Source organism: Mesorhizobium sp. Primo-A, assembly GCF_003997175.1.
Taxonomy (GTDB): Bacteria; Pseudomonadota; Alphaproteobacteria; order Rhizobiales; family Rhizobiaceae; genus Mesorhizobium; species Mesorhizobium ciceri.
The window spans coordinates 21,751-38,155 of the sequence record NZ_RZTG01000025.1 but is presented as its reverse complement, the minus strand read 5'-3'; the positions used below and the strand labels follow the sequence as shown (position 1 = coordinate 38,155).

Here is a 16,405-nt window from a genome sequence, read left to right as displayed (position 1 = left end):
TAATGCGGCCTGCGGCGACGTTCGGGCTTCAGCCGCCGACAAGCGCCTTTGTGGTCACCAGATTGACGCCGGCCTCGGCGAATTCGCCATTGTGCCTGACGATGACCTGCTCGGCACTCTCGCTGGCATTGTCCAGCGTGCTGTGCGCATCGGACACCACGGTCACGCCGAGCCCTCTGGCGATCGCGCCCTTGACCGTCGCGGCCACGCAAAAATCGGTCTGCGCGCCCAGGAGCACGACAGCACCCGCACCCTGCCCGGCAACCCAGTCGCCGAAGGCGGGATTGCTGAAAGCATCGCGCACGGATTTGGCAAAGGTCGGCTCGTCCGCAGCTTGGCCAAGTGCGGGCCAAACCGGCCAGCCCGGCTGATCCGGTGCCAACGGATCGCCTTCGGGTCCATCATGCCTGACAAATGCGACCTTGCGCCCGCCGCCCCGCGCCCAGTCGATCACCGCTTTGGTGCGCTCGACTATGCCTGGCGCATCATGGATCGGCGGTTCGTGCACGCCGTCGAACATACCGGTCTGGAGATCGATGACGATGAGCGGCGCGTTGTCTGGGAGGCTGGATGCTGGCATGGGCTTTACATAGCACGGCGGACAAGGTGATCAAGATTTGCTCATTCCGACGCGCCGGCAAACAGCACGACGCCGTCACCGCCGTCGGGCGGCCAGTCGCGGGTGGTGCGATCATTGCCGCCGGTCAGCACCGCGGCGGACGCCCGCATAGATCGGGCCGGTCTTGCTGTCGAACAGCGCGATCTGGTGGCCGGTGTCCATGCCCCATAGCCGGGCCGTGCCGTCGAGCGAGCCGGAGGCCAGGCGCTGGCCGCCAGCCGATAGCGCCAGGAGGGCCGCCGTCGGCGCCCGGCTTGGTTGACACATGTCGCGCATCTGCCATGCTCGCCGAGAGTTCAGGAGAGAACACCATGAAGAAGACTTACGCGAAGCCGACCTTCGTCAAGAAGGGCAAGCTTTCCGCCGTCACGGCAAACGCCCCGAGCAGCGTCACGCTTTAATCCGGCGCATCTCTGGCGGATCGCGCCGGCGCTGGAGAGCAAACTCCAGGTGCAATTGGTTTTGGGATGGCCCGAAGCAAAGAATAGGGACCCTGGCCCCTGGTCGCGCATTGTTGGGTTTATTGTTTGTTGCTTTCAGCTCGCATGGTTGACAGATGGCCGCAGTATGGCATCATCAGGCTGGGATTTTAGGAGAGTCTGAAAATGAAGAAGATTTATGTGAAGCCGTCGTTCTTGAAAAAGGGCCGTCTGTCGGCGGTCACAGCGTCGAACGGCGCCTCGATTATCATTGTGCCGGGCTGATCGTAAACGTAACCTGATTGAAGCGGGGCGAAATTCGCTCCGCTTTGGCATGCTCAAATCTCAGCGTGTCAGGACCAAATCGTCCACGACCATTTGCCAATAGTGCTTCGTCGACAGGCGAACACGCGTTACAGCTTTGAGCATCGGGGCATAGTGCAACGGCGTCAGCGCCGACAGCGTGATCTGATCGCTTGCAATCAGCTGCTCGCCAAGCCAGCTTTCGATCAGCGCCACCTCCCCTTCCGACGCCAGCCAGGCGGCGCTCAGCATGACCGAGTGAAAGCCGAACGGCCGTTCGCAGCTGAATTCGGCAGGCAGCCCGCTGCTGGTGTAGAGCACATGGTCACCGGAGACGTTGCCATTGACATAGCCCTGGCTGTCCTTGGTGTAGTCGCGCGCCATCGCATTCAGGTTGCGCCACGCCAATCCGGCATGACCGGCCGGAATTTTCCTGAAGGTGCGCGACGTCACATCGTCGAAACCGATCGTTTCGAGAGCGGCATCAGTGGCAATGCCGGCGCGTTGCGCGGACAGCAGGCCGAGATCCGCCGAGTAGGGCGACAGCGTCAGCCGCCGCTCCAAGCCTTCGCCACTGATGCTGACCGTGTCGGCTTCTTCAGCCAGGTCGAAGCTGAAGACGGCACCCGGCGCCAGTGTCCGCGCCTCCAGGACGTGCCCGTCCCCCGACACGGAGAGGGTCGCGGGTCCATCGCCGGCAACGCGCCCGCTGACGCGGCGCGGCGGCGCCAGACCGACCGGCAGCAGCATCTCCTGTGATACCATCCCGGCCGGCGAACCCGGCAGCGGCAGGAAGTGTCGGGACTGAATGTCGTTTTCGCTTTTCGCCTGCCAGCCGGGCGGCACCGAAACCACAAAGCGCCAGTTGCCCGGCTTGCGGATCACGGCCTTTCTGCTTTTCACCGACATGGGGAAATTGGCAAAGCCGGCATTGTTGGTGCGCGCGGACGCGGCGAGCTTGCCGGCTTCGTCATACAGCCGCACCATGATCCCGGCCATCGGCCGGTCTCCGGCGCCGTATTTGCCGTCGCGATCGACATCGAAATAGACGAAGGACGAGTAATTGAGCATGCCCCCGCGGCCGCTCCAGTCGGTGCGGACGGCATAGTCGGCAGCCGGATTGGTCTGCCGCCGTCCCTTGCGGCGGCTGCGCTTCCGCCACAGCCGCCAGGACACGACAGCTGCCGCAAGCACCACAAGGGCGGCGAACAGTATCTCGACAGCGCCCAAGTCAGGCATGGAGCCTCCTTTCACAGATCTCGTGGAGGATTGCGTTCATGGGCGATCCGGCTGCGTTGGAATACTTTGCCGACAGGTTATTGCATGTCGGCCAAAAGCGAACCCGGGTTTGGGACAGCGACATGCATCAAGACAAAAGACTTAAAGCGCGTTGCATGGATCCGTTCAAGCGCGACGCATGAAAGCAGTCGCCTTACTTCAATTCCACCCACACCGGCGCATGGTCGCTGGCACCGTCCTCGCCGCGCACGTCGCGGTCGATGCCGGCGGCGGTCAGGCGGCGTGCCAGTTTCTTCGACAGCAGGATGTGATCGAGCCGGAGGCCCGCATCGCGCGGCCAGCGGTTGCGGCGATAGTCCCAGAATGTGTAAAGCGTTTCCTTCGGATGCTTCTTGCGCAGGGCATCAAGCCAACCCTGGTCGAGCAGGCGCCGGAACGACGCCCGGCTTTCCGGCTGCACCAGCGCGTTGTCGTCATAGGAGCGGGTGGCGTAGATATCGCGCGGCTCGGGCACGATGTTGTAGTCGCCGGCCAGCACCACCGGCAGGCCGGTGTCGAGCAACTGTTCGGCATGCGCCTCCAGCCGCGCGTGCCAGGCGAGCTTGTAGGCGAATTTCGGGCCGGGCTGGGGATTGCCGTTCGGCGCATAGAGGCAAGCGACGACAATGCCATTCACCGCCGCCTCGATGTAGCGGCTCTGCCTGTCGGCTTCGTCGCCGGGCAAGGCATCGCGGGTCAACACGGGCTCGGCACTCCGCGCCAGGATGGCAACGCCGTTCCAGGTCGGCTCGCCCTTCCACACCGCGCCATAGCCGGCCGCCGCCAATGCCGAGCGCGGAAACTGCATGTCGCGTGCCTTCAACTCCTGCAGGCACACGACATCGGGCTTTGCCACAGCCAGCCATGTCAGCAGGTTTTCAAGCCGGCTGTTGATGTTGTTGATGTTGAAGGAGGCGATCTTCATCGCTTCAGGAAGCGATCCGACCCGACCACGCCTTGACCGTCTCGGCCAGCGTCTTCAGATGATCGGCGGTCGAAAACCCCGAAACACTCTTGCGAGGCTTGAGATCGTGGTCGCCGTCCTCCAGCCAGATCACCTCGACGCGATCGGAAAGGTCATAAGTCGCAACCTCGTCCCTGGTGCCGAACTCGTCGCGGGTGCCCTGGAAGATCAGCGTCGGTGTCTTGAGATCGGCGAGGTGTTTGGTCCGCAATTGATCGGGCTTGGCCGGCGGATGGAAGGGATAGCCGAGGCACAGCAGGCCTGAAATCTCGCCCTTGGCAAACATCTCGTCGGCGACCATCGAGGCGACGCGCCCGCCCATCGACTTGCCGCCGATGACGAGCGGGCCGGTCACGCCCTTCGCCCTGAGGTCGGCTATCGCCTTGATATATTCCGGGTTGACCGTCTCGGCCCGCGGCGGCGGCTTGCGGTGGCCGTAGCGGCGGGCAGCCATATAGTGGAACTCGAAGCGCGCGACCTGGAAGCCGGCCGCGGCCAGCGCCTTGGCGGTGGCGGTCATCGAGGGGGAATCCATCGCCGCGCCCGCGCCATGGGCGAGCAGGATGGTGACCGGGGCACTGTCGGGACCGTCGAAGAGAAAGGTGGTCATGGTCTGATGTCCTGCGCGACGGCGACGCTGCCACTCTTCCCCCTCGTGAGGGAGATGCCCGGCAGAGCAGAGGGGGGCGTGAAGAAATGCCAGCCTTCAGTCAAGCTTGCGTGCGGGAAAACGCTCCGAAATTGGCCGATCTGTTGGCGGGACAGCGCCCCCCTCTGCCCTGCCGGGCATCTCCCCCACAAGGGGGGAGATCGGCTGTCATCGCTAATCATCCCTCACCCCGCCGTACGCGCCAACTGCAGATCCACGAACTGCACGCCCTTGGCCGCCATCCGCGACCACTCGGACTCCGCATCGAGTTCGAGATAGCGCACCCACAGCCGCCGCGCCTCCGGCAGATCGCCGGCGTCGAATTCGAGCCGGGCGAGGTTGAACACCGGATCGGCATAGTTTTTGTCGAGCGCGATCGCTTTCTGCAGGTGCCTTCGCGCCGAGGCCTCGCGGCCCTGCTCGCTCATCAGCCCAGCGAGGTTGAACCAGGCCTCGACGAAGGCCGGATCGAGTTTTATCGCATTGATATAATCGTGCGCGGCGTCCGCCGCGTGGCCGCCGGCGCGCAGGCAGTTGGCGCGGTTGAAGGCGGCAATCGCATCGCTCGGATCGATGGCGAGACAGCGCTGGTAGAGTGCGGCTGCCCTATCATGGTCGCCACCCTCCTCCGCCGCTTCGGCCTCGGCAAACAACTCTTCCAGTGTGTCGTCGCCTGCCGAACCGGCGCTGCCCAAATCGAACAGAAGCTGTCCGTCGAGTTCGCTCTGGCCGCCTTCGAGGTAGATCGCATCGGCGCGCCCATGCTGCGAGCCGACATTGAGCGACTTGGCGGTCAGCGACGCCACCGGGCCGGAGCGGTGGACGGAGCGCGCGATCGCCCCCCATGTCGCGCCGCCGGCGACGAGCCCTGCATATTTGCGCGCCAGGATCAGGTCGCGGAAGGAATAGGGTTCTGCGTCATGCTCGAACGCATCGAACAGTGACAACAAATCGAGCTCGGCGCCGGATAGCCGCGATTGCTCGATCAGCGATTGCCGCGACAGCGAAGACGCCTCCGGTGCCTTCATCAGCCCGAGAAGGCGCAGGAATCCGTTCTCGCTGAGGAGCTTGTGCCCGGCCGCGCGCTCGGCGGCGACACGGCGCTCGATCTCGGCATCGCCGTTCCTGGAGAGCCCGGCCTTAGCGAGCAGCGTGCGGCCGCACACGACATGCGTGGTGCGCCTGGTGACGCCGCGCCGCAGCTGGCCGTGCTGACGTTCGACTTCACGCGCGGCCAGTCTGAGCGGAAACGCCGCCAGCGCGCCTATGGTGCCGAAAACAGCGCCGGCCGGTGCCGTCATTTCTTGCTCTTGCCGACCGCCTTCAGCAGATTGGCCTTCAGCGGATTTTCAGCAGCACCACCCGCTGCCGCTTTCTTTGCGGCTGGCTTGGCAACCTCGTCGGCCTTGCTCTTCGACTTGGCTGGCGGCTTCGATTGCGACAGGCTGGCCTTCAGCGCATCCATCAGGTTGATGACATTGCCGCGCTCCGGTGCCGCCGCAATAATCGGCTTGTGGCCTTTCAGCTTCTCGCGGATCATCGTCATGAGTGCCGCCTCGTAGCGGTCCTCATAATTCTTCGGATCGAAGGTGGTTTCCTTCTGCTTGATCAGCGCTTCGGCGAGCTGCAGCATTTCGGGGTCGGGCTTGCCAGCTGGAATATTGCCAAAATATTCAGCCGTCCCGCGCACTTCGTTCGGGTTCCTCAAGGTGCACACGAACATGCCGTTCTCGCGCGCGCCGATCGTCACCACGCGCTCGCGGCTCGACAGCACAAGGCGGGCGATGGCGAGCTTGCCGGATTTGCGCATCGCTTCGCGCAACACGGCGAAGGTTTCCTCCGCCATCGCGCCGTCGGGCGCCATGTAGTAGGGCGCGTCCTGGTAGATGACGTCGACCTCGTCCTCGTCGACGAAGGCCTCGATGTTCATCGTGTGATTGGATTCGATGCGCACCGCGTCGAGGTCTGCATCATCGATGATGATGTACTGCTTGTCCTCGTATTCGTACCCCTTGACCAGATCAGCACGCTCGACGAGCCCTAGTTCGGGGTCGACCGGCTTCATGTTGATGCGGTTATGGGTCTTCTTGTGCAGCTGGTTGAACGAGATGCGCTCGCTGGCGCTGGTGGCGGGATACAACCGCACCGGACAGCTCACGAGGCTGAGTTTGAGGTAACCTTTCCAACTTGCCCTAGGCGCCATGAAACACTCCTACGCGGTCATGCACTGACAAAGACCTGCAGCGCTTTCGTCCGAGGACGATTGAGGCTGAGCAAATCCTACACCGACCGCACACAATACCGGCAAATCCCTGACGAAATCTTCCGCCATGCATTTGAGGTCGTGGACAGAGAATAATTCAAATTGTTGGAAGCGTCGATGGACTGGAATTTAAAACGCTGGCGGGACAGCGCCCCCCTCTGTCCTGCCGGACATCTCCCCCTCAAGGGGGGAGATCAACAGCTTCGGCGTCTCGCCCACTTCAGCAGCGTTGCAGATTAGCGGAAGCCCGGGTAGTGGCCAATCTCCCCCCTTTGAGGGGGAGATGTCCGGCAGGACAGAGGGGGGCGCCACGGATCGCGGTGGTCCTTGTTCTGCAACTACTTACTTCGTCTTCTGCAACTACTTCGTCGCCCCCGAGACCACCGGCAGATCCCGCGCAAACTTATCAATCTCCGCCCACGGATCGCCCGACGTCGCCAACAGCCCCGGCAGCGACGAATAATTCAGATCCTGCGGCGCATCGATGGATTCGAGGTCGCTCCAGCTGACCGGCGTCGAGGCCGGCAGATTGGTGCGGGCGCGCAAGGAGTAAGGTGCTGCGGAGGTGTGGCCGCGCGCATTGCGGTGGTAGTCGATGAAGATGCGCTTCTTGCGGTTGTCCTTGCCCATGGTGGTGGTGAAAGTATCAGGCGCCGTTGTCGCCAGATGCGTGGCGATCGCGCTGGTTGCCTGGTGCAGTTTCTTCCAGTTCTGCTTGCCTGTCACAGGTACCGTGATGTGGATGCCGCTGCCGCCGGAGGTCTTGGCGAACGGCACCAGCCCCAGGCGCCCCAATTCGTCCTTGATGTGCACGGCGGCCTCGACCACCTCGCGCCAGGCGATCCCTTCTCCCGGATCGAGGTCGAGGACGATCTGGTCGGGTCTGTCGAGGCTGGCGCGGTGGGTGCCCCAGGTGTGGAACTCGACGACGCCGAACTGCGCCAGCGCCAGATACCCTTTCGCGCCTTCGACCGAGAGATAGGATTTGGTTTCGCCCTCGGAATTTGTCGCCTCGAATGTCACCACCGAGGGCGGCATGCCGGTGAAGGCGTGGCGCTGGAAGAAGCAATCCTTCGGCAGGCCGGTCGGGCAGCGCACCAGCGACACCGGCCGGCCGAGAATGTGCGGCAGCATGAAATCGCCGACCAGCGCGTAATAGACGGCGATGTCGAGCTTGGTCGGGCCGGTCTTGCCGAACAGCCGGCGCGTCGGGTTGGTCACCCAGATGGTGGCAAGGTCAGCCTCGGCGATCAGCCGCTTGCGTGTCGAGGATACCGGCGTCGACAGGCCGACATCCCTCAAACCGCGGAAGACGCCGTGGCGCAGTGCGTTGTCCGCTGTGCGGTTGGCGTAGTGGATGCGCGCCGACAGCAGCGGCCGCACCCAGTTCATCTCGCGCATGATCTCGCGCGGAACGCCCTCGGGCGCGCTGGCGCCTTCCCGCAGCGGCTCCAGCCTGGCGAGCAATTCACCGGCTGTGGCGGCATCGAAACCGGTGCCGACCTTGCCGCGATAATGCAATTCACCGCCCTCGAACTCTGCCATTCCGAGCGCCGCCAGCCCTTCGGCCGCATCGGAGATGGTGAAGCCGGCGATGACGAAGTCGTCCGACAGCAGCGCCTTGGTCTTGGTCCAGCTTTTGCTTCGGCCGCTCTGATAGATGGCCGTGGCGCGCTTGGAGACGACACCCTCCAGCCCCAGTTCCGACGCCTGGTCGTAGAGCCCCTGCCCCGAGCCCTCGACATGGTCGGAGAACTGGATGGCGGAATTGGCGCCGAGGCCCGACAGCATCTGCGCGAGCAGCGCCTTGCGCCGGACCAGCGGCGCCTTGGTCAGGTCCCAGCCGTCGAGATGGAGAAGATCGAAGGCGTAGAAATGGAGCTTGCTGCCGGCGCCCTCGGCCAGCGCATCCTGCAGCAGCGCGAAACGGCTGATGCCCCGGGCGTCGAGCACCACGATCTCGCCATCGATGATGGCGTCGCAGCACGGCAGTTTGGCGAACGCATGCGGCAGGTCGCCATAACGCTTCGTCCAGTCGATGCCGCCACGGGTGATCAGCTTGACCGCGCCCTCAGTGAGATGCGCCATGGTGCGGTAGCCGTCGAATTTGATCTCGTGCAGCCAGACTTGTTTGGTGTCTTCGCCATCGGGCGGTTTTGGCACCTGCGTCGCCAGCTGCGGCTCGATACGGGCAAGCATGGGGGCCTTGAAGGCGCCCGGCAGCGTGCCGGGCTTCAGCGATCCCTGTCTGGGCGCGGGTTTGGCGGCGGGCTTTGCCGGCGCCGCCAGCTCCTCGATGCGCAATCCGGATTTGACGCTCTCCGGCCGGGCCGTGAGGATGTCAAGCGCAGTGTCGGCCGCGAGGTCGCGCTCTTTGAACAGCAGCCAGTTCTTCTTGTTTTCGTCCTCGCCGGGTTTCGGCTTCAGCCGGGTCAGCATCCAGCCGCCATTGAGCTTGGCGCCGGCCAGCCGGAACTTGAAGGCGCCGGTGCGCAAGCTCTTTTCGACATCGTCCATCGGCGCCCAGCTGCCGGTGTCCCAGACGATCATCGGCCCGCCGCCATACTCGCCTTCGGGAATGACACCCTCGAAGTCGATATATTCGAGCGGATGATCCTCGGTCTCGACCGCCAGCCTTTTGTCGGCCGGATTGAGCGAAGGCCCGCGCGGCACCGCCCAGCTCTTCAAGACATCGCCGACCTGCAGTCGCAGATCATAATGGTCTGCGGTGGCGTGGTGCTTGTGCACGACGAAGCGGTTGCCGTCGCTGCTGACGAGCCCGCCAACCGGTTCCGGCGTCTTGGCGAATTCGCGTTTGGCGCGATAGGCTTTGAGCTTTGGTGGAGTTGTCATCGCAAAGATCGAAGCACGGCGGCCAGGAACAAGCCAGTCACGCTCTCAATCGTCAGCGGCCGGCGTCAACTCGAGCTCCGCCGGCGACAGCCCTTGCTGCAACTGGCTCAGCCGGAATTCGTCGACCCAATAGGCCTCGCCATCGACCAGAACCCGGGCTTGGTAGGTGCCCTCCGAAAAACGCTGCTCGGTGATGTAGACCTTGTGACGATCGAGCGCTTTGCGCACCGCGGCGCGTTTGGAATTCTGACCTGTGACGGGACTGAACATGACACTGCCCTCGGTCGCCCTGACACGCAACGCGGCCGCTGTCGGCGGCCTTGCGACTGGCTCCAAGGATGCCGGAGACGAGGTGTCCTGTCAATTTCGTGGCAGTGCAGGTTGCAGTCCGGTTAAATTTTGCAGTCTTTTGAAGATGCTCGGGTCTCGGCCTGAATCACGATGTGAAGCGCGCGAAGACGAAGCCGCGCGTGATCGTGCCTGTTGCCGCCAGCCTACGAAGCGGCCGGCATACCCGAATGAGTGGATTTTCGGACTTCCCCGATGAGATCGAGTGTCGCTGCCGCGACCTCGGCAACCTGAAGCCGCTGCACACAATAGACCCCACCGGGGTTGTTTTCTTTACAAACACCTGGAGCGATGCATGGACAGGGCATGACCGGCTGGAGCGTCCGGTTCGGGACACCGAACGGGCCCCATTGCTCAGGCGACGTCAGGCCGTACAACCCCACCGCTGGAGTTCCGACAGATGCCGCGATGTGCATCGGGCCGCTCTCATTGCCTAGAAAGATTGATGCTTCGGCCAACAATGCCGTCAGGACTTCAAGCGAGGCCTTTCCGACGACACTGGCGACCGGCGACGCCGCCACTTCAAGGATCCTTTGCGCGGCAAGCCCCTCATCCGGCCCACCAACGAGCAGAGATCGCAACCCGGTTCTGGCGTATACCTCGTCGATGACCGCAGCAAAATGTTGCGGCGGCCAACAACGCCCTTCGAACCTGGCGCCGGCATGCACGGCCACATATGACTTCTTTGCCAAAGCGTTTTCCGCAAGAATCCTGGCACACTCTTCCTGGGCGGTCCCGTTCGGCTGCAGCCGAGGCGTTGGGTCCTGACAATCCAACCCAAGCGCGTGGAGTGGAGACAGGTTCCTGTAGAGATAATGGGGGCCGCCCTGTCCGAAAGTCGCGGCGAGAACGTTTGCAAGCTGGATTTCCCAGAACTTCATCGGATGCTCGGAAGGATCGAAGCCGACGCGAAGTGGAGCGCCGATCAAACGATGCATTATCCGCGAGGTTTTTGAATCGGTAAGGTCGATGCTAAGATCGAATTTTCGACGCCGCAGATCAGAGATGACGCCACGATAGTCGCTCAAACGCTTGAGCAGAGTCCTTCCTCTGCCGCGGGATTCAAAGCCAACGGCAACATCGGCGATCCCTTGCGCGACGATGAACTGCTTGAGTCCCGGCGCACAAAGCATGGTTACCGATGCTTGTGGATAAGAAAGACGCAGGTTGCGAACCAAAGCAGATGTCAGAACGACATCTCCAATGTACTTCGTTTGAATAATGAGGATGGAACGAATCCCATCTCCTAAACTTGCATTCATCGAGGTGATCTGCCGAAAACGCCAATTTGAGAAATTCTGCCGACGACACTCATTTCTGAACGTCAAGCGCGCTTTCAAATATAGAGCCAACCAACCCTGTCAACAACCTTGCCGGCCTTGGTGCCTCTTTGCATCGGTCGTCGGCAGGACCGGCAAACGCTCGTCCTCAGTCCTTCAATCGCCGCAAGCGGCGCGTCAGGCCCTGAACGGCTTTGAGCAGCCGGGGGCGCGACCGCGTCATGCCTTCGACCCGGCTGCGCAACAGAATGGCTGCGTTCGCAGCCCTGCCCCGCACCGTCACCGGTTCGCAGATCTCGGCCAAAACCGAACTCGCGGCACCAATATGTTGCTTGTAGCCCTGGCCGCCGACCGACAGGTCGAAATAGTCGAAGCCCCGCTCGCATCCCCACATCATCAGCTTGCCCATCGTCGTCAGGCCGGGTGAGACATTGGCGACCGCGTTCTGGTCGATGCCCAGCAGGAGGGCGTGAAGTGTGCCTTTTCTGACCAGCACATAGATGGAGGCGAGCCAGGCTTCACCGACGCGTAGACCGAAGAGCCGCACAGATCCATTGGACAGGCCTTGCAGCGCCGCGGCGCGGTAGAAATCGACGACCGGGACCTGCGTCAGGAGGTCGAAACGCCCAAGCTCACGAAAACGCTTCAGCCGCAATTCCAGCAGCACATCCAGGAGCTCCTCGGTCAGATCAGGCGTGTCGGCCTCGACCAGAGCGAGGCCACCAAGCTGTTCGAAGCCGCGGCAATGCTTGCGGAAGGCCTTGGCAAAGGACGGCTTGCAGATCCGCTTGATGAGCGTCTCCGGGTCGCCGTGCAGGACGAGGCCGGAGGTGACCTGGATGGAGTCGCGCGCCACCGAAAGCAGTGCCAGCGGATTGACGAGGCCGTGGATCTGCTGCGGGATCCCCGCGATATGGATGCGATCCGCCGGTGGCAGAACGGCACGGACCGCCGCCCACATGGCGTCGGCACTCTGCCTGGTCCACGCTCTCCCATCCGCCAGCAGCGGCACCGAGTAGTCGCACACGCGGCAGCTCAGCCATTCGATGACGTGGTGGCCGAGGGCCCGGCGCCGCATCAGCGGCAGCAGCATGGCCGGCGCGCCGGTCATGGCGTCACTCACCTCGATGACGACCAGGTCCGCGTCCTTGGGCATCAGCCGTGCGGCGATTCCTTCGACCCAGGCATAGTGCTGATGGGCAGTGCAGACGCCGTGCGCCTCAAGCAGCAGCCATAGCAGCCTTACGGTATCGAAACTGGTGTGCAGCCGAGCCGTGAAGTGCGCGGTTGCATCAGCGTTGGCGACAGTCGGGGAAAACCGCCCACCGGGCAAATCCCTTATCGGAGTCGTTCGCGCCGCGTAGCTTGCCACATGCTTCTCCCGTCATTCCGATCCCCCACGCAGGCGCCGCAAGTCCCGCATCAGTCCCTGGAGCCTCTTCAGCAGCCGAGGTTTGGAGCGCACGAACACCTCGGTCCGGTTGCGGACCTCGATGGCTGCGCTCACGGCGCTGCCTCGCACCGTAATCCCGTGGCAAAGCTCGCGCAGGCCCGAACCCACGGCACCCATATGTTCCTTGTAACTCTGGTTGCCGACCGACAGGTCGAAATAATCGAAACCGCGGCCGCGCGCCCAGCTCATCAACTTGCCCATGATCAGAAGTCCCGGCGAGACATTGGGCACCGCGCCCTGATCGATTGAGATCAGCAGAGCATGAACGGTGACTTGATGGATCAGCAGGTATTGTACGGCGATCAGAGCTTCACCAACACGCAACCCGAAGAGCCGCACCGACCCATCCGACAGGCCCTCGAGAGCGGCGTTTCGATAGAAGTCGACAGCCGTCGCCTGCGTCAGCAGGTCGAAGCGGCCCAGTTCGCGAAAGCGGCTGAGCCGCATCCGGACCAGGCCGCCGAAGATGACCTCCACCAGGGCCGGCGTGTTGGCTTCGACCAGTTCCACGTCGCCAAGCCGTTCGAGGCGGCGCCAGTCCTTGTTGAAGGCCTTGACGAAGGATGGCCGGCATAGGCGCTTGAGCACGGTTTCCGGGTCGCCGTCGATGGCGAGGCCGAAGCTGGTATGCAGGGAATCGCGCGTGGCTGCGAGCAAGGCCAGAGGGTTGGTGACGCCGCTGATCGATTGCGGAATTCCCGTGATCTGGATGCGGTCCGCCGGCGGCAGCACGGAACGCACCGCAGCCCACGCGGCCTGCGCCGATTGCATCGTCCACGGGCTGGCATCTGCCAGCAGCGGTGCCGAATAGTCGCAAACGCCACAGCTCAGCCATTCGATCACCCGATGGCGGAAGGCCGGCCGCCGTATCAGCGGCACCAGCATTCGCGGCGCGCCCGTCACGGCATCGTTTACCTCCACGATGAGCAGTTCCGCACCTTCCGGCATTAGCCGCGCGACGATCCCCTCGGCCCAGGCATAATTCTGGTGGGCGGTGCACACACCGTCCGCCTGGAGGCGCAGCCAGAGCGGCCTCACCGCTTCCAAGCTGGTGTGGAGCCGCGCCGTGTAGGCATCGATGGCGACGACGGTGGCCGGATGGGAGGACTGGCCATCGGGCGAGCCGGTCACCGCAGCAATTTGCACCGCCTGGACTGCCATGTTTTTTCCTATCGCTTTGCCGTAGCGAACGGCAGCGTCCGCCGCCACGCGCCCAACCGGCTGTCGCGCGCCTCATCGGGATGCTCGATATTCCACATGCGGTGATGCGCGAAATACCACGATGCCACGAGCACGAACATCTCCGAGACGGCGGAACCCAACAACGCCCACGGCGGAGACGCGATTGCCAGCAGGGCCGCGATCAGCGCCAGCCCGACGACCGCGCCGCCCGTGGTGATGAACGCGACGATCCGAAAATCGCCGAGTATCTCAAGCACGATGCGGGGCATGATATAGAGCATGATCGGGACAAAATTCGCGATCACGAAAAGCCCGATGAACCAGGTCGAAGCGTCCTGGAGAGCCTGGGATTTTATCATCGGCAGGACGAACATGATCGCACATCCATAAGCAAGGCCGCCGAGCCCCATGACGAGCGCCCAGATCTTGGCCTGCGTCCAGACACGGCCTGTTTCATTGTTCCGCATCAGCCTGGCGAGATCCGGCTGCGTCATGTTGACGAACGCAAGGCTGATGATGCGCAGCGGAGCAAACAGCACCAGAACCGCCGCCAGCGGTGCGTAGGCGGCTGGCCCGGCAATGCCGGCGACCAGCAGCGCCAGACATTGACCCTGGATGTTGGTGGTGGTCGCGCTGAATGCCGACCAGCGCAGTTGGGGCCAGAGCCTGACATAGCGTCGGCGCGTCGGCATGCGGAAGCTGATGCGAAGCGAGCGCCGAGCCAGGCGGACCAGGACGAAAATGCCGAACACATTTGCGGCTGCAAGTGCATAGAATACGGTCTGCAGCGGGTCTTGGACCAACCAGATCGACAGCCCGGTCAGGACACAGCCGGCGACTGTAAAAGCGCCATCGCTGATGGAGACGACAACCTGCTGGCGCCGTGCGAAGAAAGCCGTGCGCATATGGCTGCGCAACGACCAGGCACCGACGAAGCAGCCGGCGGCAATTCCGCTTGGATCTCCAAGGACATGCATCAGAACAGCCGTGCCGACGGCCATCAGCAACGCCACGATCAGCGCCGCCGTTCCGAACGCCACGTCATAGGTATTGACGCCGGCGCTGTTGGTGCTCTTGCTCATCCAGATGCTGGCGGGAACAGCGGTGAGCGACCTGATATAGGACAGGCCGACCCCGCCCATCACCATGCCGATGGCGAAGAGGCCGTAGCCCTGCGCCGACAGCATGTGCAACAGCATGATGTTGAGGGCGAAATGAAAGCCGCTCTGCATCGCCTCGCCGCCGATCATCAGCACGAGGCGTCGAACCAGATGGCTCGGAAACGCTAACTTCACGGCCGTGTCTCCGCTGCGCGGGCAGCGGGCGCCCTGCCCGGCCGCGCGATGGTCGTCTTCAGCTTTTCGGCGGCGATCGCGGTGATCGCCGCGGCCGCGACCGGCTCGCTGAAGATCGCCTCATAGCGCGCGCGCCCGGCAGCGACAAACCCGCGCCAGGCCTCAGGGGCGAGGATGATCTCCTGCAATTTCGCGCCAAGAGCTACTGCGTCGCCGGGCGGAACATGCCAGCCGGTCTGCCCGTCGCTGACCACTTCCACCAGCCCGCCGATCGCCGACACAAGCGGCGGCCGGCCATAAGCCATCGCCTCGATGGCGACGCGGCCCAGCGATTCCGGACGCCGCGACGGCACGGTGACGATGTCGGCCCAGCGATAATGCTCCGAGGGATCGGGAATGAAAGGCAGGACTCCGACGCGCCCGGCAAGCCCCATCGTTTCGACCAGTTCGGCAAGCGCACGCTCGCGCTCGGTGCTTTCGAAGGCGCCGCCGACCAGCCGCACCTCGACCCTCGCCTGGAGTTCTGCCGGCATCGAGGCGATCGCCTCCAGCAGGACCTCCTGCCCCTTGATCCGGTTGATGCGGCCGAGCAGCAGCACCCGCAATGGTCGCTTGCCGTCATACGTCATTGGTTCGACCGCCGCCGGCCCGGCAACGCCGTTGTAGACGACATGCGCGCGCGCGGCCTTGGGGTCGCCGAAAGCGGCTCGCGTCGCGCGCGAGTTGAAGATCAGATCCGCATGGCTCCAGTGCATCAGGCCGACGAGTATCCTGCGCATGGCGCCTTCGGGGATCTCGTGGATGTGCAAGACGGCTTTGTGGGGCAGTAATCGCGCGGCCAGCGCATAGTCGGCCACGATCGAGGTGTTGACATAGACGAGGTCGCAGGCCTTGAGGCGCCGCCACGCCCTGAACACGGCAACCGGCAATCGCGCCATCTCGACTGTCGCAAGGCGCGCAATGGCCTGGCGCCTCAACACCCAGAGCGGTTCGAAGACGATCCGGCTGGCATGCGCTTCCAGGATCTGGACGATCGGCCCGCTGCGCGGCAAGACCACCTCGATGTCGGCCGACGGAAACGCGGCGCGCAGCGCAGCCACGCTCTCCGCGAAGCTGCGGTCAGAACCATAGAGTTCATAACCCTGATGAACGCAGGCAATCCGCATCTTTGTTTCCCGCCGGGTGCTGCAACCATCGCGCTGGGCGATTGTGGCAGAACCCCGTCCGCAAGAATCATGCCTGGTTCGATATGTCCGACTATCGGTTCGATATGTCCGACTGCCGGCCGTACGCCCCTGGCATTGCTTCGTTTCGATACAGCTACGCACAGAAGGGTTGACCGAGAATGAAACAACCACCGGGTTCAACACCGTTTTTTTACAACCCCGCGCCATGATCCCCTCCCAGGATACCGAAATCGGAAGATGGCACGAAAGTTGCGGTCTGCTCATTATAAATTAAGCAATATCTAATATATGAAATGTGTGAAAGTGCCGCCG

17 protein-coding genes are annotated in these 16,405 nt (G+C 63.3%); 3 read left to right on the top strand and 14 right to left on the bottom strand.

All coding sequences use genetic code 11. The features are described 5' to 3' along the window. Positions 1 to 28: 28 nt before the first annotated feature. Together EOC83_RS30665 and EOC83_RS30660 are read right to left on the bottom strand one after the other, a co-directional pair. Positions 29 to 580 (bottom strand): isochorismatase family protein, encoded by a 552-nt coding sequence (locus EOC83_RS30665; RefSeq protein WP_063168626.1) that lies wholly within the window; start codon positions 578 to 580, stop codon positions 29 to 31. Positions 581 to 691: 111 nt separating this feature from the next. Beyond that, a complete protein-coding gene (locus EOC83_RS30660; protein ID WP_245441851.1) occupies positions 692 to 886 on the bottom strand; it encodes a hypothetical protein in 195 nt (64 codons plus the stop codon). Positions 887 to 930: 44 nt separating this feature from the next. On the opposite strand from EOC83_RS30660, the gene EOC83_RS30655 reads away from it, so the two are divergent. Then, entirely contained in the window at positions 931 to 1,020 is a 90-nt protein-coding gene (locus tag EOC83_RS30655) for a hypothetical protein (RefSeq protein WP_081714185.1), read from the top strand. Positions 1,021 to 1,224: 204 nt separating this feature from the next. Further along, a complete protein-coding gene (locus EOC83_RS30650) occupies positions 1,225 to 1,323 on the top strand; it encodes a hypothetical protein (protein ID WP_013530621.1) in 99 nt (32 codons plus the stop codon). A gap of 60 nt (positions 1,324 to 1,383) precedes the next feature. Here EOC83_RS30650 and EOC83_RS30645 read toward each other — a convergent pair whose 3' ends face one another. Further along, complete coding sequence (locus tag EOC83_RS30645) at positions 1,384 to 2,580, bottom strand: hypothetical protein (protein WP_063168628.1); 1,197 nt, start codon at positions 2,578 to 2,580, stop codon at positions 1,384 to 1,386. Between the two features lie 38 nt (positions 2,581 to 2,618). On the opposite strand from EOC83_RS30645, the gene EOC83_RS30640 reads away from it, so the two are divergent. Further along, complete coding sequence (locus EOC83_RS30640) at positions 2,619 to 2,762, top strand: hypothetical protein (protein ID WP_127224232.1); 144 nt, start codon at positions 2,619 to 2,621, stop codon at positions 2,760 to 2,762. 11 nt (positions 2,763 to 2,773) lie between these two features. Here the strand turns inward: EOC83_RS30640 and EOC83_RS30635 are convergent, their stop codons facing one another. The 11 genes from EOC83_RS30635 to EOC83_RS30580 form a co-directional block, all read right to left on the bottom strand. Then, positions 2,774 to 3,544, bottom strand: coding sequence for an exodeoxyribonuclease III (locus tag EOC83_RS30635; protein WP_013530618.1), 771 nt, complete (start codon positions 3,542 to 3,544; stop codon positions 2,774 to 2,776). A 4-nt stretch (positions 3,545 to 3,548) separates the two neighbouring features. Then, a complete protein-coding gene (locus tag EOC83_RS30630; RefSeq protein ID WP_063168629.1) occupies positions 3,549 to 4,193 on the bottom strand; it encodes an alpha/beta fold hydrolase in 645 nt (214 codons plus the stop codon). A 224-nt stretch (positions 4,194 to 4,417) separates the two neighbouring features. Beyond that, complete coding sequence (locus tag EOC83_RS30625) at positions 4,418 to 5,533, bottom strand: tetratricopeptide repeat protein (protein WP_063168630.1); 1,116 nt, start codon at positions 5,531 to 5,533, stop codon at positions 4,418 to 4,420. After that, a complete protein-coding gene (locus tag EOC83_RS30620) occupies positions 5,530 to 6,435 on the bottom strand; it encodes a Ku protein (RefSeq protein ID WP_024501732.1) in 906 nt (301 codons plus the stop codon). The genes EOC83_RS30625 and EOC83_RS30620 overlap by 4 nt, the downstream gene beginning before the upstream one ends. Before the next feature lie 420 nt (positions 6,436 to 6,855). Then, positions 6,856 to 9,348, bottom strand: a complete 2,493-nt coding sequence (gene ligD / locus EOC83_RS30610; protein ID WP_063168631.1) for a DNA ligase D — start codon at positions 9,346 to 9,348, stop codon at positions 6,856 to 6,858. Between the two features lie 45 nt (positions 9,349 to 9,393). Beyond that, positions 9,394 to 9,618 (bottom strand): hypothetical protein, encoded by a 225-nt coding sequence (locus tag EOC83_RS30605; RefSeq protein ID WP_027160830.1) that lies wholly within the window; start codon positions 9,616 to 9,618, stop codon positions 9,394 to 9,396. Positions 9,619 to 9,842: 224 nt separating this feature from the next. After that, positions 9,843 to 11,024, bottom strand: coding sequence for a glycosyltransferase family 9 protein (locus EOC83_RS30600; protein WP_335918267.1), 1,182 nt, complete (start codon positions 11,022 to 11,024; stop codon positions 9,843 to 9,845). Between the two features lie 100 nt (positions 11,025 to 11,124). Beyond that, a complete protein-coding gene (locus EOC83_RS30595) occupies positions 11,125 to 12,348 on the bottom strand; it encodes a GNAT family N-acetyltransferase (protein ID WP_063168633.1) in 1,224 nt (407 codons plus the stop codon). Positions 12,349 to 12,360: 12 nt separating this feature from the next. Then, positions 12,361 to 13,590: a GNAT family N-acetyltransferase gene (locus EOC83_RS30590; RefSeq protein WP_063168634.1), complete on the bottom strand. Its 1,230-nt coding sequence runs from the start codon at positions 13,588 to 13,590 to the stop codon at positions 12,361 to 12,363. An 8-nt stretch (positions 13,591 to 13,598) separates the two neighbouring features. Then, positions 13,599 to 14,906: a hypothetical protein gene (locus EOC83_RS30585; RefSeq protein ID WP_082826507.1), complete on the bottom strand. Its 1,308-nt coding sequence runs from the start codon at positions 14,904 to 14,906 to the stop codon at positions 13,599 to 13,601. Further along, the gene (locus EOC83_RS30580) at positions 14,903 to 16,072 is read right to left on the bottom strand and encodes a glycosyltransferase (protein ID WP_082826508.1); all 1,170 of its coding nucleotides are present in this window, start codon (positions 16,070 to 16,072) and stop codon (positions 14,903 to 14,905) included. Before EOC83_RS30580 ends, EOC83_RS30585 begins: the two co-directional genes overlap by 4 nt. Positions 16,073 to 16,405: the final 333 nt, after the last annotated feature.